Source organism: Pseudomonas sp. KK18 (assembly GCF_037094675.1).
Taxonomy (GTDB): Bacteria; Pseudomonadota; Gammaproteobacteria; order Pseudomonadales; family Pseudomonadaceae; genus Aquipseudomonas.
The window spans coordinates 3,177,685-3,195,719 of record NZ_CP146605.1 but is presented as its reverse complement, the minus strand read 5'-3'; the positions used below and the strand labels follow the sequence as shown (position 1 = coordinate 3,195,719).

At 62.3% G+C, this 18,035-nt stretch carries 20 protein-coding genes; 12 read left to right on the top strand and 8 right to left on the bottom strand.

Going from position 1 to position 18,035, the window contains the following annotated elements; genetic code table 11:
- Positions 1-15 precede the first annotated feature (15 nt).
- The gene (locus V6607_RS14575; RefSeq protein ID WP_134327660.1) at positions 16-855 is read right to left on the bottom strand and encodes a helix-turn-helix transcriptional regulator; all 840 of its coding nucleotides are present in this window, start codon (positions 853-855) and stop codon (positions 16-18) included.
- 195 nt (positions 856-1,050) lie between these two features.
- On the opposite strand from V6607_RS14575, the gene V6607_RS14570 reads away from it, so the two are divergent.
- Genes V6607_RS14570 through argE form a run of 4 tightly spaced genes read left to right on the top strand, consistent with a single transcriptional unit; the run spans position 1,051 to position 4,611 of the window.
- A complete protein-coding gene (locus V6607_RS14570; protein WP_134326380.1) occupies positions 1,051-2,340 on the top strand; it encodes an NAD(P)/FAD-dependent oxidoreductase in 1,290 nt (429 codons plus the stop codon).
- Between the two features lie 24 nt (positions 2,341-2,364).
- Positions 2,365-2,775 carry a RidA family protein gene (locus V6607_RS14565; protein ID WP_003207327.1) on the top strand — a complete coding sequence of 137 codons (411 nt, stop codon included), beginning with the start codon at positions 2,365-2,367 and terminating at the stop codon, positions 2,773-2,775.
- A gap of 16 nt (positions 2,776-2,791) precedes the next feature.
- Positions 2,792-3,469: a DUF1028 domain-containing protein gene (locus V6607_RS14560; protein WP_338743958.1), complete on the top strand. Its 678-nt coding sequence runs from the start codon at positions 2,792-2,794 to the stop codon at positions 3,467-3,469.
- Positions 3,466-4,611, top strand: coding sequence for an acetylornithine deacetylase (gene argE / locus V6607_RS14555; RefSeq protein WP_102606138.1), 1,146 nt, complete (start codon positions 3,466-3,468; stop codon positions 4,609-4,611). Before V6607_RS14560 ends, argE begins: the two co-directional genes overlap by 4 nt.
- A gap of 118 nt (positions 4,612-4,729) precedes the next feature.
- On the opposite strand, the gene V6607_RS14550 is transcribed toward argE, so the two are convergent.
- A complete protein-coding gene (locus V6607_RS14550; RefSeq protein WP_003210159.1) occupies positions 4,730-5,641 on the bottom strand; it encodes a LysR substrate-binding domain-containing protein in 912 nt (303 codons plus the stop codon).
- 251 nt (positions 5,642-5,892) lie between these two features.
- Between V6607_RS14550 and V6607_RS14545 the strand changes: the two genes are divergently transcribed.
- From V6607_RS14545 to V6607_RS14535, 3 genes are all read left to right on the top strand, one after another.
- Positions 5,893-7,308 (top strand): cytosine permease, encoded by a 1,416-nt coding sequence (locus V6607_RS14545; RefSeq protein ID WP_003210161.1) that lies wholly within the window; start codon positions 5,893-5,895, stop codon positions 7,306-7,308.
- Between the two features lie 221 nt (positions 7,309-7,529).
- Positions 7,530-8,021: a GNAT family N-acetyltransferase gene (locus tag V6607_RS14540; RefSeq protein ID WP_134326378.1), complete on the top strand. Its 492-nt coding sequence runs from the start codon at positions 7,530-7,532 to the stop codon at positions 8,019-8,021.
- Positions 8,018-8,443 carry a GNAT family N-acetyltransferase gene (locus V6607_RS14535; RefSeq protein ID WP_087692433.1) on the top strand — a complete coding sequence of 142 codons (426 nt, stop codon included), beginning with the start codon at positions 8,018-8,020 and terminating at the stop codon, positions 8,441-8,443. Before V6607_RS14540 ends, V6607_RS14535 begins: the two co-directional genes overlap by 4 nt.
- A 10-nt stretch (positions 8,444-8,453) precedes the next feature.
- On the opposite strand, the gene V6607_RS14530 is transcribed toward V6607_RS14535, so the two are convergent.
- The 3 genes from V6607_RS14530 to V6607_RS14520 form a co-directional block, all read right to left on the bottom strand.
- A complete protein-coding gene (locus V6607_RS14530) occupies positions 8,454-8,666 on the bottom strand; it encodes a hypothetical protein (RefSeq protein ID WP_087692434.1) in 213 nt (70 codons plus the stop codon).
- Positions 8,659-9,204 (bottom strand): hypothetical protein, encoded by a 546-nt coding sequence (locus V6607_RS14525; RefSeq protein WP_017475120.1) that lies wholly within the window; start codon positions 9,202-9,204, stop codon positions 8,659-8,661. The genes V6607_RS14530 and V6607_RS14525 overlap by 8 nt, the downstream gene beginning before the upstream one ends.
- A gap of 75 nt (positions 9,205-9,279) precedes the next feature.
- Positions 9,280-9,795: a GNAT family N-acetyltransferase gene (locus V6607_RS14520; protein ID WP_166742158.1), complete on the bottom strand. Its 516-nt coding sequence runs from the start codon at positions 9,793-9,795 to the stop codon at positions 9,280-9,282.
- Between the two features lie 132 nt (positions 9,796-9,927).
- On the opposite strand from V6607_RS14520, the gene V6607_RS14515 reads away from it, so the two are divergent.
- Positions 9,928-10,608, top strand: coding sequence for a class I SAM-dependent methyltransferase (locus V6607_RS14515; protein ID WP_134326377.1), 681 nt, complete (start codon positions 9,928-9,930; stop codon positions 10,606-10,608).
- Positions 10,609-10,622: 14 nt separating this feature from the next.
- On the opposite strand, the gene V6607_RS14510 is transcribed toward V6607_RS14515, so the two are convergent.
- Complete coding sequence (locus V6607_RS14510; protein WP_134326376.1) at positions 10,623-11,828, bottom strand: YgcG family protein; 1,206 nt, start codon at positions 11,826-11,828, stop codon at positions 10,623-10,625.
- Between the two features lie 127 nt (positions 11,829-11,955).
- Between V6607_RS14510 and V6607_RS14505 the strand changes: the two genes are divergently transcribed.
- Together V6607_RS14505 and V6607_RS14500 are read left to right on the top strand one after the other, a co-directional pair.
- Positions 11,956-12,774 carry an alpha/beta hydrolase gene (locus V6607_RS14505; RefSeq protein WP_134326375.1) on the top strand — a complete coding sequence of 273 codons (819 nt, stop codon included), beginning with the start codon at positions 11,956-11,958 and terminating at the stop codon, positions 12,772-12,774.
- The gene (locus V6607_RS14500) at positions 12,761-13,936 is read left to right on the top strand and encodes a PAS domain-containing sensor histidine kinase (RefSeq protein WP_134326374.1); all 1,176 of its coding nucleotides are present in this window, start codon (positions 12,761-12,763) and stop codon (positions 13,934-13,936) included. The genes V6607_RS14505 and V6607_RS14500 overlap by 14 nt, the downstream gene beginning before the upstream one ends.
- Here V6607_RS14500 and dapF read toward each other — a convergent pair.
- Positions 13,905-14,738, bottom strand: a complete 834-nt coding sequence (gene dapF, locus V6607_RS14495) for a diaminopimelate epimerase (RefSeq protein WP_134326373.1) — start codon at positions 14,736-14,738, stop codon at positions 13,905-13,907. The two genes, V6607_RS14500 and dapF, sit on opposite strands and share 32 nt — an antisense overlap.
- Positions 14,739-14,868: 130 nt before the next feature.
- Between dapF and V6607_RS14490 the strand changes: the two genes are divergently transcribed.
- Together V6607_RS14490 and V6607_RS14485 are read left to right on the top strand one after the other, a co-directional pair.
- Complete coding sequence (locus tag V6607_RS14490) at positions 14,869-15,927, top strand: alginate lyase family protein (RefSeq protein WP_134326372.1); 1,059 nt, start codon at positions 14,869-14,871, stop codon at positions 15,925-15,927.
- 45 nt (positions 15,928-15,972) lie between these two features.
- Entirely contained in the window at positions 15,973-16,473 is a 501-nt protein-coding gene (locus V6607_RS14485) for an AAA family ATPase (RefSeq protein ID WP_134326371.1), read from the top strand.
- Here the strand turns inward: V6607_RS14485 and V6607_RS14480 are convergent.
- On the bottom strand, positions 16,470-18,032 hold the full coding sequence (locus V6607_RS14480) for a L,D-transpeptidase family protein (protein WP_134326370.1): 1,563 nt from the start codon (positions 18,030-18,032) through the stop codon (positions 16,470-16,472). The two genes, V6607_RS14485 and V6607_RS14480, sit on opposite strands and share 4 nt — an antisense overlap.
- Positions 18,033-18,035: the final 3 nt, after the last annotated feature.

The following is an 18,035-nucleotide window of genomic DNA, read 5'->3' as shown; positions in this document are numbered from 1 at the left end:
GGCGAGCAACGCCGCTCAGCGGTGCTTGCTCATGTAGCTTTCGAGGGGATCTTTGCTCAGCACTCCCTGGGCTTCGGCCAGCGAATCGATAAACAGGGCAAACAGTTCCGATTGCGCGCCGATATCGAGCTTGGTGTAGATGTGCTTGCGGTGGGACTTGATGGTGTCTTCCGAGACGTCGAGGCGTTCGGCCAGCGAACGGGTGGAATGCCCCCGCAGGATCAGTTGGGCGATCCGGCATTCCCGCTCGGTCAATATCGACGAGCCGAAGTTGTTCAGCGCCGAGTGAATGCGCTGCTCCAGCAGGTTTTCAAAACGCGCCCCCTGGGCATCCAGGCCAACGAAATGCTTGCCCAGCACCGCCAGCACCCACGCCGCGATGCGTTTGAATTGGCCGGTGATGGTGGCGTCGAGCTTTTGCGTAAAGGCCAGCGACACCGCCAGGCTCGAGCCGTTGCTCGACTGCAGGATGTAGTTCAGCTCATCCTCCAGATGGGAGTGCCGGTAAAACGACTGGAAGTATTCGCTGAGCTCGAAGTGATCGGGGGCGACCTCGGCCAGCTCGTAACACCCGGAGCTGACGCCCTCCACACAGGCCCCGTAAAACGGGTCGAGCAGATAAAACCCCGACAGGTACTGGCGCACATTGCCTTGTGGCAACCATGGCCCGTCCAGCTCGAACAGCGCACTGGGCATGCCGCCGCGCGGGTAGAAATACAGCGTGGTGGCCTGGATCGGCTGGAGATAACCGAGAGCCTCGAACAAGGTCGCGGCGAACCCCGATTGCCCGATGCTATCGGTCACCCGGGCCATCTGTTCGAACCATTGCGCAGAAGAAAGCCGGTCGTTTTCCACTTCAAACACTCGCTGAAAGAACTGCAAGGATGGTTGCACACCCGCTCCATCCTCGAAATCACCCGATAGGGTGAGCCTGCATCCGATATTTATGCTCACTTCCCAGCTTAATAATATTTTATTAAAAACCGCCCTCCCCCTAGCCTTGAAGCCATGCCCAAGCTGAATCCAACTGCATTACGCAAGGACAGACACATGACTCAAGCAATAACAAAAACAGACACGCTGGTGGTGGGAGCCGGTCAGGCTGGCGTCGCCATGAGCGAGCACCTGAGCAAGCAAGGCGTGCCGCACCTGGTGCTGGAGCGCAGCCGTATCGCCGAGCGCTGGCGCACCGGCCGCTGGGACTCGCTGGTCGCCAACGGCCCGGCCTGGCATGACCGTTTTCCGGGCCTGGCCTTCGATAACGTCGCCCCCGATGGCTTTGCGCCGAAAGAGCGCGTGGCGGACTACTTCGAAGCCTATGCACGCAAGTTCAATGCACCGATTCGCACCGGCGTCGACGTGACCTCGGTGGTGCGCAATGTCGGTCGTCCTGGCTTTACCATCCACACCAGCGAAGGCGTGATCGAAGCCAACCGCGTGGTGGCGGCCACCGGGCCGTTCCAGAAGCCGGTGATTCCGGCGATTGCCCCTCAAGACAGCGCGCTGCACCAGATCCACTCCGCCGACTACCGCAACCCCGCGCAACTGCCGGCCGGCGCGGTGCTGGTGGTGGGGGCGGGTTCCTCCGGGGTGCAGATCGCCGACGAACTGCAACGCTCCGGGCGCCAGGTGTACCTGTCGGTGGGTGCTCACGACCGCCCACCGCGTGCCTATCGCAACCGCGATTTCTGCTGGTGGCTGGGCGTGTTGGGTGAGTGGGACCAGGCCGCGATGAAACCCGGCCGCGAGCACGTGACCATTGCGGTGAGCGGCGCCCACGGCGGCAAGACCATTGACTTCCGCGAGCTGGCCCAGCAAGGCATGACCCTGGTCGGCCTGACCCAATCCTTCAACGGCAGCGTTGCGAGCTTCCAGCCCAACCTGGTGGAAAACCTGGCCCGCGGCGATGAGAACTACCTGGCCCTGCTGGATGCGGCGGATGCCTATATCGAGCGCAACGGCCTCGACCTGCCGCCAGAGCCCGAAGCGCGTCGTGTGTTTCCCGATGCCGAGTGCATCAAGCACCCGATCCTGGAACTGGACCTGGCCAAGGCCGGTATCACTTCAATCATCTGGGCCACCGGCTTTGCCGTGGATTACAGCTGGCTGAAGGTCGATGCATTTGACGCCGCCGGCAAGCCGCAGCACCAGCGCGGCGTGGCCAGCGAGTCGGGCATCTACTTCCTCGGTTTGCCATGGCAGTCGCGCCGGGGTTCGTCGTTTATCTGGGGTGTGTGGCATGACGCCAAGTACGTGGCCGACCATATCGCCATCCAGCGCCAATACCTTGAGTACCGCGAACCGGCACCGGTTGTTCACACCTCACCTGTCAGCGCCTGATCACTTTTTTCTGGAGTTTTTTTGATGCCTACTCACACTCGCATCCGCATGTTCAACACCAAGGAAACCTACCCTAACCAGAGCCTGGACAATGACCTGTGCCAGGCCGTACGCGCCGGAAACACGGTGTATGTACGGGGCCAGGTGGGCACCGATTTCGACGGCAACCTGATCGGCCTTGGCGACCCGCGCGCGCAAGCCGAACAGGCAATGAAAAACGTCAAGCAACTGCTGGAAGAGGCCGGCAGCGACCTGAGCCACATCGTCAAGACCACCACCTACCTGATCGACCCGCGCTACCGCGAGCCGGTGTACCAGGAAGTCGGCAAGTGGCTCAAGGGCGTGTTCCCGATCTCCACCGGGTTGGTGGTTTCGGCCCTGGGCCAGCCACAGTGGCTGATGGAAATCGACGTGATTGCAGTTATCCCCGAGTAACCCAAGGAGGCACGACATGACCTTTTCAATCGTCGCCCGCTGCGCGGAAACCGGCCAGTTGGGCATTGCCATCAGCTCATCGAGCATCGCCGTAGGCGCCCGCTGCCCATGGCTGCGGCCCGGCGTGGGTGCGGTCTCGACCCAGAACATCACCCTGCCCGCCCTCGGCCCGGACGTACTCGATCTATTGGAGCAAGGCCTTGCCCCTGCCGATGCCGTAGACAAGGCCCTGACCCGCAACGGCTACAGCCAATACCGGCAACTGACGGCGATTGATCACCTCGGGCGCACGGTGCATTTCAGCGGCAACGAAACCCTTGGCACCCACAATGCGGTGTCGGGCGAACAGTGCGTGGCCGCCGGCAATATGCTCGCCGACCGCGCGGTGATCGAGGCGATGGTCAAGGCCTACGAGCAAGGCGAAGGCCAACTGGCAGACCGCCTGCTGGCCGCGATGCATGCGGCCATTGCCGCCGGGGGCGAAGCCGGGCCGGTGCATTCCGCCGCGCTGGTGGTGGTGGGCGAGCTGACCTGGCCGATCATCAACCTGCGGGTGGATTGGGCCGACGAGCAGCCGATCGCCGAGCTGCAAAAGCTCTGGGACGCCTACCGTCCACAGGTGCAGGACTACATCGACCGCGCCCTCGCCCCGGACCGCTCCCCTGGCTACGGCGTGGCCGGAGACGACCGATGAGCACCAGCCGGGAACTGCTGCAGGCGCTGGTGGGGTTTGATACCACCAGCCGCGAATCCAACCTGAAGCTGATCGAGTTCGTGCGCGATTACCTGGCAGGGTTCGGCGTGCCTTGCGAGTTGATCTACAACGATGAGCGCAGCAAGGCCAATCTGTTCGCCACCCTCGGCCCGGCGAATGTGCCCGGGATTGTGCTGTCGGGGCACACCGATGTGGTGCCGGTGGATGGCCAGCCGTGGACGTTGCCGCCGTTTGAGTTGACCGAACGGGACGGCAAGCTGTTTGGCCGGGGCACGGCGGACATGAAGGGCTACATCGCCTGTGTACTGGCGCTGGTGCCGGCCTTGGCAAGCGCAGACTTGCGCATGCCGGTGCACATCGCCCTGTCCTACGACGAGGAAGTCGGCTGCCTTGGGGTGCGTTCGCTGCTCAAGGTGCTGGAACAATGGCCGGTGAAACCGCTGCTGTGCATTATCGGCGAGCCCACCGAGCTGAAGCCGGTGCTGGGCCATAAAGGCAAGCTCGCCATGCGCTGTGAAGTGCATGGCGAGGCCTGCCATTCGGCGTATGCGCCCCAGGGCGTGAATGCGATCGAGTATGCGGCGGAGTTGATTGGTGAGCTGGGGCGAATCGGCCAGCGCCTCAAGGTGCATCAGGACGAGCGCTTTGACCCGCCGTTCAGCACCGTGCAAACCGGGGTGATCTCCGGGGGCAAGGCGTTGAATATCGTGCCTGCCGATTGCCGTTTTGACTTTGAAGTGCGCGCCCTGCCCTCGATGGACCCGGGTGAAGTGGCCGAGGAGCTGCAAGCCTATGCGATGCAGCAGGTGTTGCCGCGGATGCAGGCGGTGAGCCGGCAGAGTGCGATTCGCTTCAGTGAGTTGTCGGCGTACCCGGGGCTGGCTACCGACCAGCGCAGCCAGGCGGCGGAGCTGATTGCGGCGTTTTGCGGCTCGCGGGAATTTGGCACCGTGGCGTTCGGGACCGAGGGTGGGTTGTTTGATGCGGCGGGCATTCCGACGGTGGTGTGCGGGCCTGGGAGCATGGACCAGGGGCATAAGCCGGATGAGTTTGTGAGTGTTGCGCAACTGAAGGCTTGCGATGCCATGTTGTTGCGCATGCTCGACTCGATTCGCGCCTGAAACGCGGGCCAAATGTGGGAGCGGGCTTGCTCGCGAATGCGGTGTGACAGTCACCCGATGTATTGACTGATCCACCGCTTTCGCGAGCAAGCCCGCTCCCACATTTTTAGTTCTGTGTCTAACCTAACAACCGCGCCAGCTCTTCCCGGCAATACTCCACAAACAACTGCACCGGCTTGGTCAACGGCGCCCGCCGCAACCACACCGCCGACAACCCCGACCCCGTCACCGTCTCCGCCAATGGCACGCACACCAGTTTCTGCCCGTCATAGGAATACGGCGAAAACGGCTTGGTCACCAGGATCGAAAACCCGAACCCGCGCCCCACCATCCCGCGCACCATCTCGATCGACGGCGAACTGAAGACAATATTCGGCGTCAGCCCACGCTCTTCAAAGATACTCACGAAGTACGTCCGGCTCGGCAGCACATCCAGCAAAATCATCGGTTCCAGCACCAAGTCCGCCAACGACACCTTGGCCTGCTGCGCAAACCGGTGATCCGCCGGCAGCAACGCATAGGGTTGCTGCGGCGGCATCAGCGGCGTGGTCTCGATGGCGCTGCCCAGGTCATGCTCAAACAGCATCGCCACATCGATACTGCCGGCCGTCAGCGCCTGCACCAGTTCCTGCTGTTCGCCATCGCGCAGACGGATTTCCACCCCCGGCCAACGCTCCCGGAAACCGGCAATCAACCGCGGCAAATACAGCGGTGCCACGGTTTCGAAGCAACCGATATCGATCTGCCCCGCCACCACGTCATTGTCTGCCAGGGCGTTCTGCTCAAACTCATGGGCCACCCGCAGCAGCTCCAGGGCCTTGCGATAGAACCGCGCACCGCTCGGCGTCAGTGACACCCCTTGGGCGTGATGGCGGATAAACAGCTGCACACCGAAGCTGTCTTCCAACTGCTTGATGGCCGTCGACACCGACGGTTGCGCGATATAGAGCTTGCGCGAGGCCTCTGCCACGCTGCCGCACTCGGCCGTGGTTACAAAATATCTGAGCTGGCGCAGGTTATAGGCAGCCATCGGGACCTCCATAAACGTGGGATTTCGCCCCAAACAAGTGCGTGAAAATCGGCTTTTTCACACTGATTCAAGTGCATGCAACATACCGGAGCAAAAAAACCCGCGAGATATTATTTTTAAGGTCTATAGCAACAAACTTACTAATTTACCTCCCTGTGACCATTGCACATGATCACTCCAACAACAAAAGCGACGCACACGCGCCGCCCAGCGAAGTACGTCAACGTACTCACCTTGCCTTGGAGCTCGTCATGGTTACCACTGCAACATCCTCCGCCCCGCTTATCGAAAAACACACGATTGGATACGTGCCCCCGGAAGATCGCCACGGAAAGGTAAGAGACCTGTTCACCCTGTGGTTCGGCGGCAACATCGCGCCGTTGCCCATCGTCACCGGCGCGCTGGCCGTGCAACTGTTCGGCCTGAACCTGGTGTGGGGCATCATCGCCATCCTCGTCGGCCACCTCGTCGGCGGCGTGCTGATGGCGCTGCACTCGGCCCAGGGCCCGCAAATGGGCATCCCGCAAATGATCCAGAGCCGCGCCCAGTTCGGCTCCCTTGGCGCACTGCTGGTGGTGGTGATCGCCGGCGTGATGTACATCGGCTTCTTCGCCTCCAACATCGTACTGGCGGGCAAATCCCTGCACGGCGTCGTCGACGCGATCCCGGTACCGGTAGGCATCGTCATCGGCGCCATCGGCTCGGGGATCATCGGCATCATCGGCTACCGCTTCATCCACGTCCTCAACCGCATCGGTACCTGGGTGCTGGGCGCGGGCATCGTGCTGGGTTTTGGCTACATCTTCACCCATGTGCAGACGGCCGACTTCCTGACGCGCGGTAACTTCAACATCTCCGGCTGGCTGGCCACCGTGTCGCTGGCCGCGCTGTGGCAAATCGCGTTTGCGCCGTATGTGTCTGACTACTCCCGCTACCTGCCGGCGGATGTGCCGGTGGCGTCGACCTTCTGGACCACCTATCTGGGCACCGTGCTCGGTTCCAGCCTGTCGTTCATCTTTGGTGCGGTTGCGGTACTGGCTACGCCGGTGGGCATGGACACCATGGACGCAGTCAAACTGGCGACCGGCTCCATTGGCCCGCTGATGCTGTTGCTGTTCCTGCTCAGCGTGATCAGCCATAACGCACTTAACCTGTACGGCGCCGTGCTGTCATTGATCACCCTGGTACAGACCTTTGCCTACCGCTGGATCCCGACCGCCAAGGCGCGTGCCGTGATCTCGGTGCTGGTGCTGGCGGCGTGCTCGATTGCGGCGGTGTTTGCGTCGAAGGATTTTATCGGGCACTTCGTGGACATGGTGCTGGTGTTGTTGGTGGTACTGGTGCCGTGGACGGCGATCAACCTGATCGACTTCTACGCGATCCATAAGGGCAAGTACGACATCGGTTCGATCTTTCGCGTGGATGGCGGGATTTATGGCCGGTACAACCCCCAGGCGCTGGTGGCCTATGCGGTGGGGATTGTGGTGCAGATTCCGTTTATGAATACGCCGCTGTATGTCGGGCCGATTTCGGCGCATATCAACGGGGCGGATTTGTCCTGGTTGGTGGGGTTGGTGGTGACGTCGCCGTTGTATTTCTGGTTGGCGAGTCGGGACAGTGCGTATAAGCGGCGGTTGGAGGGGGGGAAGTTGGTGGGTGGGGTTTAATAGAGCCTGGCTCAGTTACGAGAAAACCCGCATTTGCGGGTTTTCCAGTTATCCGGCTTGGCGAATATTGATGGTGCCAGGAAGGCCGCCATCGCGGCCTCGCTAAAGCTCGACGGCTCCCATAGGGGGTCGGTGGTGTGAGTGGGTTTTGTGTTCGGCGGTGCTGTCGGGGTGTTCTTTCTTTATCATGGGGGCTGTCGTTCAATTTCTCTGGTAACCCAATGCACGCCCTCACCTTCCGTAACGCCAACCCCGCAGACGCCAACCGTTGCTACGAGATCGAAATCTCGGCCTACGAAGGCGATGAAGCCGCGACCCTGGAAAAGATCGCCACGCGCATTGCGCTGTACCCGCAAGGCTTTCTGATCCTGGAGGCGGATGGTGTTGTGGTCGGTTTCATCAACTGCGGTTGCGCCGATGAAGTGGTGATGTCGGATGAGGCCTTCAAGGAGTTGGTCGGGCATTCAGCCGATGCGCCGAATGTGGTGATCATGTCGGTGGTGGTGGATCCCGCCCAGCAAGGCAAGGGCTACTCCACGCGCTTGATGACGGAGTTCGTGCAGCGCATGCAGGCGATGGGCAAGAAGACCATTCACCTGATGTGCAAGGACCGCCATGTGGAGCTGTATAAGCGCATGGGCTATCGCTATGTGCAGCCGTCGGCGTCGGACCATGGCGGGATGGCGTGGCATGAGATGGTGATGGATCTATGAAGCCGCATCTGATTGAGGTCGGCGACCAGCCAGACGCCAAAGCCGAGCAGCTCCTGGGCAGCGGCCTCGCCGCCTTCAACGAGCACGTCACCGGGTCCAATGACCGACGTCCGTTGACGGTGCTGATCAAGGATCCCGACACCGGTGAAACCCTCGGCGGCATCACCGGAAAAACCAGCCTCGGCATGGCCTTTCTCGACCTGTTTTATCTGCCCGAGGCCCTGCGTGGCTCAGGCCTGGGCACAACGCTGCTGAAAGCATTCGAAGACGAAGCCCGTCATCGTGGCTGCCGCTCGGCGATGCTGTACACCCTCAGTTTCCAGGCCCCGGAGTTTTACGAGAAGAATGGCTGGGTGCGGTTTGGTGAAATCCCGTGCGACCCGGAAGGCAGCAGCCGGGTGTTCCTGAGCAAAATGCTCTGAGGAACTTACTTCACTCGATGTCGAACATACGCTCAATCAGCTTTATCGCCTGACGCCCATCCGCCGCATACAACCCAGCTAGCGCTTGTTGATCCGAAAGCCGGTGCAAGTCGAAGTGGTTGTAGAACGCTTGGCCGGTGCGCTGCGATTCAAAATGACTCGCCTCAAGAAGGCGCAGGAACTCCAGATAAGCCAACTTCTCCAGTGCGAGGCGCTCAGCCATCACCCTGTCCTTCCAACGGAAAAATGACTTCCTGAGTATCCAGGTTCTTGATCGTCGAGTACGTGCGGTACTCCACGCTGTAGGCACCCGGGTAGCCCTTGGTGCTGGCGGTCATGCGGAAGGTCACGACATACCGCTGGCCCCCGGCAAACACCACATCATCGGCGCCTTTGTTGCAGAAGGCGCCGCCGGTGCCCAAGGCGTTCATCGACACGTTGCACCAGCGCAATGAATGCTTGCCCGGAGCCAACTTGAGCGCCTGTTCACCGGACACATCAAGGATTGAACGTCGACCGGCGCCCGGGAGCGCAACGCCGTCTACTTCCGTGGCCAACACCAAGCGGTGAAACGGCACGCCCAGTTCACGTACCCGGAACGTTTCGAAGTACACCAGCGCTGCATTCGGGTGGTTGTCGGAGAGGTCGACCGGTTGCATTTTTTCCGGGGCCCAATCGCCTTGGTAGTTCTTGTAGTGGTAGTCGGAACAGGCGCCGAGCAGCGGGAATACACAGGCAACGGCGAGCTTTAACACTTTCATCGGATAAACGGTCCTTGTGAGCGATGACATCATATCGACATTATTTCGATTTTCTTAAGTGCAATTGCTCACGCGTTAAGACTGAAGTCTTTTACCAAACAGCCGATTTTCATGGCTCTCATTCTGAAACGTGTAGGTCGGCGCTCCCAGCAACTCATAACCACGACGCGGATAAAAACCCAGCGCCCGCTCGTTGCCGACCCACACCGTCGCCCACAACAAAGAAGCGCCACCCTGCCCTGCGCGCTGTTCAGCCGCTTGCAGCAAACGGTAGCCGAGTCCGAGTCCGGTAAACCGTTCCTGGATGTAGAGCCGCTGCAACTCCGCCGCCTTCGGGGTTGAGATCAGCGCATGGCCGGTGTCCATCGCCACTTGGGCAAACCCCACCAGATGCCCATTGGCTTCAGCGACGATGATGGCCGTGCCCGGCTGGGCGATCAGCGCGGAAATCGTCTGGCGCGAAAACGCTTGCAGCGCCTCGGCGGCGATTGAGTCGCGAATGCCTTCGGTGGCGTAAGTATCGAGAAAAACCTGCATGCCCAGCACGCCAATGCATAACGCGTCTTCAGGTCGTGCATCGCGGATAAGCATGTCGGGGAGCATTCGAGGGGTACTCTCAAAATCAGCAAAGGCAACGTTTTAACACAACTGCACATCTCTGCAATTGCCAGCCTGAATTCGCCCCAGTAGGGTTATCGCTTCCCCCGCCAACAGGAGCCAGCAATGACCTGGTTTTCAGACCCCGACGCTGTTGCCCGCTACGCCGAAGGCCCGGTGAGGCTGGTACCGGGTTTCGAGTCCCTGCAGCGCATGACCACCCTGTTGCTGCGCGAAAGCGTCCCAGCCACCGGCAAGGTATTGGTACTCGGTGCAGGCGGCGGCCTGGAGTTGAAGAAGTTTGCCGACAGCCAGCCCGAGTGGCAGTTTGTGGGGGTGGACCCGTCTGCCGAGATGCTGAAGCTGGCCGAGGCCACCTTGGGTCCGCTGATGGCCCGGGTGCAGTTGCATGAAGGCTATATCGATACCGCGCCCGAGGGGCCGTTCGATGCCGCCACGTCCTTGCTGACCTTGCATTTCATCCCGGCCGAAGAGCGTCTGCACACCCTGAAAGAACTGTGGCGGCGCTTGTCGCCGGGCGCGCCTTTGATTGCGGCGCATCACAGCTTCCCGCAGTCGTCGCCAGAGGAAAAAGCGCGCTGGCTGAAGCGTTATGCGGCCTATGCCGTGGATTCCGGCGTACCGGCTGAAGATGCCCAGCGGGCGGTTGCCGCCATCAGCAGCCACTTGCCGGTGCTGTCACCCAACGACGATGAAGCGCTGCTACGGGAGGCAGGCTTCGAAGGTGTGGAACTGTTCTACGCGGGCTTCAGCTTCAAGGGCTGGGTTGCGTACAAGCCCGCCTAGCTTCCGGGGGAGGCTTACCAACTCCCCGACGCCCCACCCCCACCACTGGAACCACCACCACCCGATGAGCTGCTGCTGGAACTGGAACTCGAACCGGAGGAGCTGGAGCCCCCACCAGACCCCGACCCCGACCCGCCGCTGATACCGTGGGCAAAGATGAACAGCGCCGCGAACGAAGCGAATGGGAACGCCAACAGCCATCCCGTGGCGCCCTTGTCAATCAATGCCCCAGCGACCCCGTACAACACCAGCACCGCCAACAGCCGCGCGATAAAGCCCACCTGGCTCTCTTGCCACATGCTCTTCATCACCAGGAACAGGCCGAGATACAGGCCCAGGACCAGCAACCCTGCGAATGGATAAGCCAGCCAGTGGATCAAGGATATCTCGCGTACGAAGTTATCGGTCAGCAGCACGCCGGCGATGTAGCCCAACAGCACCAGCACGGTATAAAACGCCGCCCTCGCCTGCCACAACGCGCCGAAAGTAGCGCCACCGATCAACATGCACAGGGGCAGCAACAGCAAATAGACCGGCCAGTCCTTGCCGCCCGCCACCGCGACCAGCACCACGGTGACACCGACCACCGCCATCAGGGCCCGGCGCCAAGGGAGTTTTTCGGCGCCCATCAATACCCCGACCACCCCGCCAAACATGAACGCCAGGAGCACCGCATACGCTTCAGGCGCAACCCCGGCCTTGGCCACCTCGGGCAAGTTGCCGCCGTCCACCAATAGCGTCAGGTCGTCCACCGCCTGCTGCACGCCGCCGGCGTAATCGCCCTGGCGAAAGGCCGGGGTGATGTGTTCTTCGATGATGCGGTGGGCCAGCAGGTCGGTGACCACGCCCTCCAGGCCGTAACCGACTTCGATCCTAACCTTGCGATCGTCCTTCGCCACCAGCAGCAGGATGCCGTCGTTGACGTCCTTGCGCCCCAGTTTCCAGGCACGGAACAGTTGGTTGGCGAAGTCCTCAATGCCAACGCCCTGGGTGCTCGGCAGCAGCATCACCGCCACCTGTGCGCCCTTGCGTTGTTCCAGACCGGCAAGTTGCGTGGTCATGCGGGATTGAGTGGCAGCGTCGAGGGTTTGGGTCAGGTCGATCACGCGCTGGTCCAGCGCAACCGTGACCGGCGCCGGGGGAACGGTTTCGGCCCACACCTGCGAGCCGGAAACGATCAGTAGCAAGCCCAAGACACATTGCCGTAGGAACACCATCATGTTTTGTTACCTGAAGTTTCATCCTGAATCGGCCGACTTTACCCTATCGACGCTATAAACAGGTGACCCGACGCCACCGACTATCTAGACTTACGCCACCCCCACACACGCCCTACACGAGAACGCCATGGACCTTCAGCAGCGCAACAACGTCAGGGTGTATGGCAGCGGTCCCACGACCCTGGTTTTCTCCCATGGCTTCGGGTGTGATCAGACCATGTGGAATTATCTGTTTCCTCACTTCACCGGGCGTTTCCGTGTGGTGCTGTATGACCTGGTGGGGGCTGGCCAGTCCGACCTGGGCGCGTACGACAGCGAAAAATACAGCTCACTCGCCGGCTACGCCCATGACCTAGGCGAGATTGTTGATGAATACGCCGTGGGCCCGGTGGTGCTGGTGGGGCACTCCGTCAGCGCGATGATCGGCGCCCTGGCCGATCGCCAGGCGCCCGGAACAATCGCCGCCCATGTGATGATCGGTCCTTCGCCCTGCTATATCGATTCCGGTGACTACACGGGCGGGTTCACCCTCGACGATATCCATTCGTTGCTCGATACCCTCGACAGCAATTACCTCGGCTGGTCCAGCACCATGGCCCCGGTAATCATGGGCGCGCCTGGGCAACCGGCCCTCGGCGAAGAGCTGACCAACAGCTTCTGCCGCACCGAGCCCGACATCGCCAAGCGCTTCGCACGGGTGACGTTCCTGTCGGACAACCGCCAGGACATCGCCGGCCTGATGACCCCCACCCTGATTCTGCAATCCACCGACGACTTGATCGCACCGGTGTGCGTCGGTGAGTACCTGCATGCCGCGTTGCCCGCCAGCACGTACTGCCTGGTCGATAACGTGGGGCATTGCCCGCACATGAGCGCACCCGGCGCCTGTTCAGCGGCCATGGACAGTTTCCTGTTGCCATGGGTGGGTGCCGATGCCAGCCGATAACCTGTCGTTGCCGGACTCTCAACGTTTGTTCGACGGTGCGCCCTGCGCCTTGGTAGTCACCCGGGAAGACGGCACCATCGTGCAGGCCAACCAGTGCTTCAGCGACTGGACCGGCTTCAGCGTCGATGAGTTGAAAGAACGACGGTTCCAGGACCTGCTGACGATGGGCGGGCGGATCTTCCATCAGACGCACCTGGGGCCGCTGATGAAAATGCAAGGCTCCATCGCCGAAGTGAAACTCGACCTGCTGCACCGTGACCGGCGCACCGTCACGGTATTGCTCAACGGCGTCAGGTACGAACATGCCGGCATTGCCTATAACGAACTGGCCCTCTTCGGCACCACCGACCGCGACAAGTACGAGCGTGAACTGCTCAATGCCCGCAAACTGGCTGAAGCCTTGTTGCAGGAAAAGACCGCCACTGAAGTCGCGCTGCAGCAGGCCCAGGCCGAACTGAGCAGCGCCTATGAAATCGCCCAGCGCCGGGCGCTGTTTGCCGAGCAGATGGTCGCGATTGTCAGCCATGACCTGAAGAACCCGCTTACCGCAATCAAGATGGCCTCGGAGTTCCTCGCCCGTGGCGAGCGCAGCCCCAAGGAGCGCCAACTCCTGGGGCATATCGGCCTGTCCACCGAACGGGCGCAGCGGATGATCGCCGACTTGCTGGACTTCACCCAGGCCAGAGTCGGCCAGGGCATCAGCATCAATCCCGTAGCACTCGACCTGCACGCCGTCACCCGTGACAGTCTCGACGAGTTGCGGGTGGCGTTCCCCACGGCGACCCTCGAACATCACGCCACGGGCAGCGCCCGCACGTTCCTGGATGCCGACCGCATACAACAAATCATCGGCAACCTGGTGGCCAACAGCGTGGCGTACGGCGACCTGCAACAGCCGATTACCATCACCTCGCACCAGGACGCGCAAGAGAGCCGGCTCTCGGTGCATAACCACGGCCCGGCGATTCCCGAAGCGTTGATGGCTGGCTTGTTTGAGCCCATGACCCGAGGCACGGAGCAGGACAGTGAGGTGCGTAGCGTTGGCCTGGGGCTGTTTATCGTGCGGGAAATTGCCAAGGCCCATGATGGAGGTGTTTCGGTGAGCTCAAACCCGGACCGGGGCACCACCTTCAGTGTGCACTTTCCATTGCGCCACCCATGAGCGCGGCAGCCACAGTGCCGTGAACAACGGTTTGGACAGCCCCCGTCAACACCACGCCGCCACGCCCATCCCAATGCACCGTCACGGTACCGCCATCGCATTGCACGTCGACGGTGTCATCCAGCAGCCCACGACGAATCCCGTTGACCACCGCGCCACAACAGCACGAACCCGAGCCCTGCGGGATACCGCCGCCCCGTTCCCAGATGCGCAGGCGGATATGACCCCGGTCGAGTACCTGCACGAAATGCACATTGGTCTTGTTGGGGAACAACGGGTGGGTTTCCAGCGACGGGCCAACCGCTGCAATATCGACCGTCGCCAGGTCATCGACAAAGAAGGTGCAGTGCGGGTTGCCCATGCTGCACGCCGCCGGGTTGCCCTCCAGCGGCAAGCGTTCGGTGTCCATCGCTTGCGCCAGCGGAATAGCTTCCCAGCCCACTGACGGCCGCCCCATGTCCACCGACACCCGCTGCGCCGATTCGCGCACGCAGGTCAGCAGCCCCCGGTTGGTTCGCAGCACGAGGGTGGCAGTGCCGGCTTCGCGCATCAGCATGTCTGCAACCCCGCGGGTGGCGCTGCCGCAGGTGTCGAGCGGGGTGCCGTTGGGGTTCCAGAATTTGATACGGGCGGCCGCGTCAGTGCAGTCGAGCACCACGGCCAATTGATTGAAGCCGATGCCGCGATGACGGTCACCCAGGCGGCGGGCGATTTCAGCGGTGATCGGGTCATCCTGGCCGCGCCGGTCGATCACGATGAAATCATCACCGTGGGCGTGCATCTTCACGAACTGCAAAGTCATGGGGCGTCCTGTTCTCGACCGGGCTTGGCGGGCTAGGATAGGGGGCTGGCGGGTATTTCATCAAATTCCCATCACGGGCATGGTAGCGTGGCTGCGCCCCGATCGGGTCAATCCATCCCTGAGGAACAGCATGCTCCAACGCCCTCTGCACACCGTGGCCCTCGCCGCGCTGCTCGCCGCGTTCGCCAACGCCGCCTTTGCCGCGCCCCAGGTCCTGAGTGCCTGCCAGCCCGCCACCTCGAATCCGACCTCCAAATCGCTGCTGGCTGCCGCCCAGCGCCACCTCGGCGACCAGCCCGACGCCCTGCCCCATCTGCACACCGAAGGTACCCTGCCGAACCACGGCATCCGCGAGCAAAGCATCGCCGCCGAGAAGGATTGGCCAGTCATGCGCCAGGCGGCCCTGGCCTGGCGCATGAGCCGTGACACGCGCTACCTCAAGCAAGTGGATGACTACCTGAGCGCGTGGGCCAGCACCTACCAGCCGGACTTCAACCCGATCGACGAAACCAACCTCGACATGCTGATCAGCGCCTACGCCCTCACCGCCAGCGACCTTCGCCCCCAGACCCGCGACGCCACCCGCGCGCTGCTGACCAACCTGGGCAATGGCTATATCGAGCGCATCAAGCAGTTCCACGGCGAAAAGAAAGCCACCAACACCAATAACTGGCAGAGCCACCGCGTAAAACTGGTCACGGTGGCCGCCGCCGCACTGGGCGACCGCGAGATGCTCGAACAGGCCTTCCAGCTGTTCCGGCAACAGATCAACGACAACGTACTGCCCGACGGCTCGGTGAGCGACTTCCAGGACCGTGACGCCCTGCACTATGTGGTCTACGACCTGGAGCCGCTGGTGCAGGCCGCATTGGCGGCCAAGCCCTACGGCATTGGCGGCAACTGGCTGGACGTCACCGCGCCCCACGGCGGCTCGCTGAGCGAAGCACTGGACTGGCTTGCGCCGTATGCCAAAGGCCAGCGCAGCCACGAAGAGTTCGTGCATACCCACGTGCAGTTCGACCGGGACCGGGCCCGCGTAGGTGAGCCTGGCTACAGCGGCGAATGGAACCCGAAAAGCAGCAATACGCTGTACTGGCTGGCGGCGCAGTTGGACGCCCGGTATCTGCCAGTGGCCGAACAACTCGCGCCCAAGCCTTCGGACTGGATCAGCGCCTGTTATTTGAAGTGAGTCGCCCGGTAGACTGAGCCGACTCACCCCTTCGAAGGATCGACCATGCTTATTGTGTTCAGCGGCCTGCCCGGCACCGGGAAGACCACAATTGCCAAGGCCCTTGCCGGCCAATCCGGCGCCGTGTATCTGCGCATCGACACCATCGAGCAGGCCATCCGCGATGCAGGGGTACTGGAGCAAGGTGTGGGCAGCAGCGGTTACCAGGTGGCCAATGCGCTGGCGTTGAGCAACCTGTTGCTGGGCCACACGGTTGTCGTCGATTGCGTTAACCCGGTGGCTGAAAGTCGTCAGGCGTGGAGCGACACTGCGCTAAGCGCCGGTAAGCCGCTGGTGAATATCCAGGTGGTGTGCTCCGACCCACACGAACACCAACGTCGCGTGGAATCACGCACCAGCGATATTCCGGGGCTCACGCCGCCCACCTGGCAGTCCGTCCTGGCCCATGAATATGAGCCATGGGCCGAGTCGCCATTGACCGTCGATACGGCGCGCTTGCCTCCCCATGAGGCGCTGACGATGATCAACGCTCAGCTAAGCGCCTAGAGCGCACTCTCCATCGCTTTCATCAACACCGGGTCCCGCCCGTAAATGTCCGGCGCGTAGAGCAACGCGCCCTTGCCATCGACCTGCACCGTCCAGTACCCCAACAACACGGGTACCGGCGCCGCGAGCCGGAACTCGTGGGTGGTTTCCGTCGCCAGCAGTTCTTCGGTGCGGATCTTCTCCGCCGGGCTCACCAGCAAGTCCCGCAGCAGCAGTGGCTGCTCAACCCTCACACACCCCGAACTGAAAGCCCGCGGGCCCTTGGAGAACAGCGGTTGGCTCGGTGTGTCGTGCAGGTACACCGAATACGGGTTGGGAAAGCGCAACACGATCCGGCCCAGCGGGTTGCGCGGGCCGGCGCCCTGGCGCAGCAGGATGTTGCCGGGGTGCGACCAGTCGACCTGTTCCGGTGCCAGCGGGTTGCCCTGGCTGTCGAGCACTTGCAGGTTCTGCTGGCGCAGGTATTCGGGGTTCAGGCGGATCGCCGGCAGCTTGTCCTCGCGCATGATGGTGGGCGGGATAGTCCAGGTGGGGTTCAGGGTCAGCCGGGTGATGCGCGACTTCAGCAGCGGCGTCTGGCGGTCGGCGCGGCCGACTTGCAGGCGGGTTTGCCACACGGGCACGCCGCCCTGGTAGAAGCTCAGTTGCGCCGCGGCCACGTTCACCAGCACGCCCTCGGGTTCCAGGTCCCGGGACAGCCAGCGAAACCGTTCAAGGTTGATGCGCAATTGTTCGCGGCGAATCGCCGGGCTGATGTTCAGCTCGGTGACCGTGCCGGGGCCGATCACGCCGTCGGCTTGCAGGGAATGGCTTTGCTGGAAGGTCTTGACCGCGTTGACCAACTCGCCACGGTATTGCGTCCCCGCGGAGGTGGCGCTCAGGTAGCCGCCATTGACCATTCGCCGCGCCAGTTGCGGCACTCGCGAATCGTCCATGCCCGGGCGCAACAACGGGCCGCTGGCCACGGCTTCCCAATGCTGCAACGGTTGCTGGCGCAAGGCGGCGTAGGCACTGCGCAGGCCAAGGTATAGCGGCGCGCTCGGGCGGGCCTGGTCGAAGGCTTGGGCGACGTTCTGCATGCCGGCCTCGGCCATGGCCAGCAATTGGGTGTCGGGGTCCGGGGCAGGTTGCGAATGCCAGACGGGCTCGAAGCGCGACTGCTGCAAGCGGCCGAAATGCAGGTCCTGCAGGGCTTGCAGGTACTGCTGGCTGGTACCGATGTCGATGCACAGCACGTTCCCCGCGGCATCCGCCGGGGGCAGTCTATAGTGAGTCGGGTCCAGGCCATCGTCGGCCAGCAACTGCAGTTGGGCTAGCAATGCGGCGCGGCGATCCCCCTCGGACCACAGCACCACGTCGCCCTGCTGCTGATAAAACGCCTGCAAACGCGCCAGGGAAGGCGCATCGACCTGCCCGGCCGGGCCTGGGCAAACGGTCGACAATTGCGAGAGCGCCAATTGCACCGGGGCCGGCGACACCACCAACAGGTCTTCGGCTGTCGCGACCAGCGGTGCAACGAGCAGGCAAATGCTCAAGTAACATGCGTGTTTTTTGAACAATCG

Excerpts from the sequence above, each read along its gene's own strand:
- V6607_RS14570 (WP_134326380.1), top strand. The coding sequence starts at position 1,051 with ATGACTCAAGCAATAACAAAAACAGACACGCTGGTGGTGGGAGCCGGT.
- V6607_RS14565 (WP_003207327.1), top strand. The coding sequence starts at position 2,365 with ATGCCTACTCACACTCGCATCCGCATGTTCAACACCAAGGAAACCTAC.
- V6607_RS14560 (WP_338743958.1), top strand. The coding sequence starts at position 2,792 with ATGACCTTTTCAATCGTCGCCCGCTGCGCGGAAACCGGCCAGTTGGGC.
- argE (WP_102606138.1), top strand. The coding sequence starts at position 3,466 with ATGAGCACCAGCCGGGAACTGCTGCAGGCGCTGGTGGGGTTTGATACC.
- V6607_RS14550 (WP_003210159.1), bottom strand. The coding sequence starts at position 5,641 with ATGGCTGCCTATAACCTGCGCCAGCTCAGATATTTTGTAACCACGGCC.
- V6607_RS14545 (WP_003210161.1), top strand. The coding sequence starts at position 5,893 with ATGGTTACCACTGCAACATCCTCCGCCCCGCTTATCGAAAAACACACG.
- V6607_RS14540 (WP_134326378.1), top strand. The coding sequence starts at position 7,530 with ATGCACGCCCTCACCTTCCGTAACGCCAACCCCGCAGACGCCAACCGT.
- V6607_RS14535 (WP_087692433.1), top strand. The coding sequence starts at position 8,018 with ATGAAGCCGCATCTGATTGAGGTCGGCGACCAGCCAGACGCCAAAGCC.
- V6607_RS14530 (WP_087692434.1), bottom strand. The coding sequence starts at position 8,666 with ATGGCTGAGCGCCTCGCACTGGAGAAGTTGGCTTATCTGGAGTTCCTG.
- V6607_RS14525 (WP_017475120.1), bottom strand. The coding sequence starts at position 9,204 with ATGAAAGTGTTAAAGCTCGCCGTTGCCTGTGTATTCCCGCTGCTCGGC.
- V6607_RS14520 (WP_166742158.1), bottom strand. The coding sequence starts at position 9,795 with ATGCTTATCCGCGATGCACGACCTGAAGACGCGTTATGCATTGGCGTG.
- V6607_RS14515 (WP_134326377.1), top strand. The coding sequence starts at position 9,928 with ATGACCTGGTTTTCAGACCCCGACGCTGTTGCCCGCTACGCCGAAGGC.
- V6607_RS14510 (WP_134326376.1), bottom strand. The coding sequence starts at position 11,828 with ATGATGGTGTTCCTACGGCAATGTGTCTTGGGCTTGCTACTGATCGTT.
- V6607_RS14505 (WP_134326375.1), top strand. The coding sequence starts at position 11,956 with ATGGACCTTCAGCAGCGCAACAACGTCAGGGTGTATGGCAGCGGTCCC.
- V6607_RS14500 (WP_134326374.1), top strand. The coding sequence starts at position 12,761 with ATGCCAGCCGATAACCTGTCGTTGCCGGACTCTCAACGTTTGTTCGAC.
- dapF (WP_134326373.1), bottom strand. The coding sequence starts at position 14,738 with ATGACTTTGCAGTTCGTGAAGATGCACGCCCACGGTGATGATTTCATC.
- V6607_RS14490 (WP_134326372.1), top strand. The coding sequence starts at position 14,869 with ATGCTCCAACGCCCTCTGCACACCGTGGCCCTCGCCGCGCTGCTCGCC.
- V6607_RS14485 (WP_134326371.1), top strand. The coding sequence starts at position 15,973 with ATGCTTATTGTGTTCAGCGGCCTGCCCGGCACCGGGAAGACCACAATT.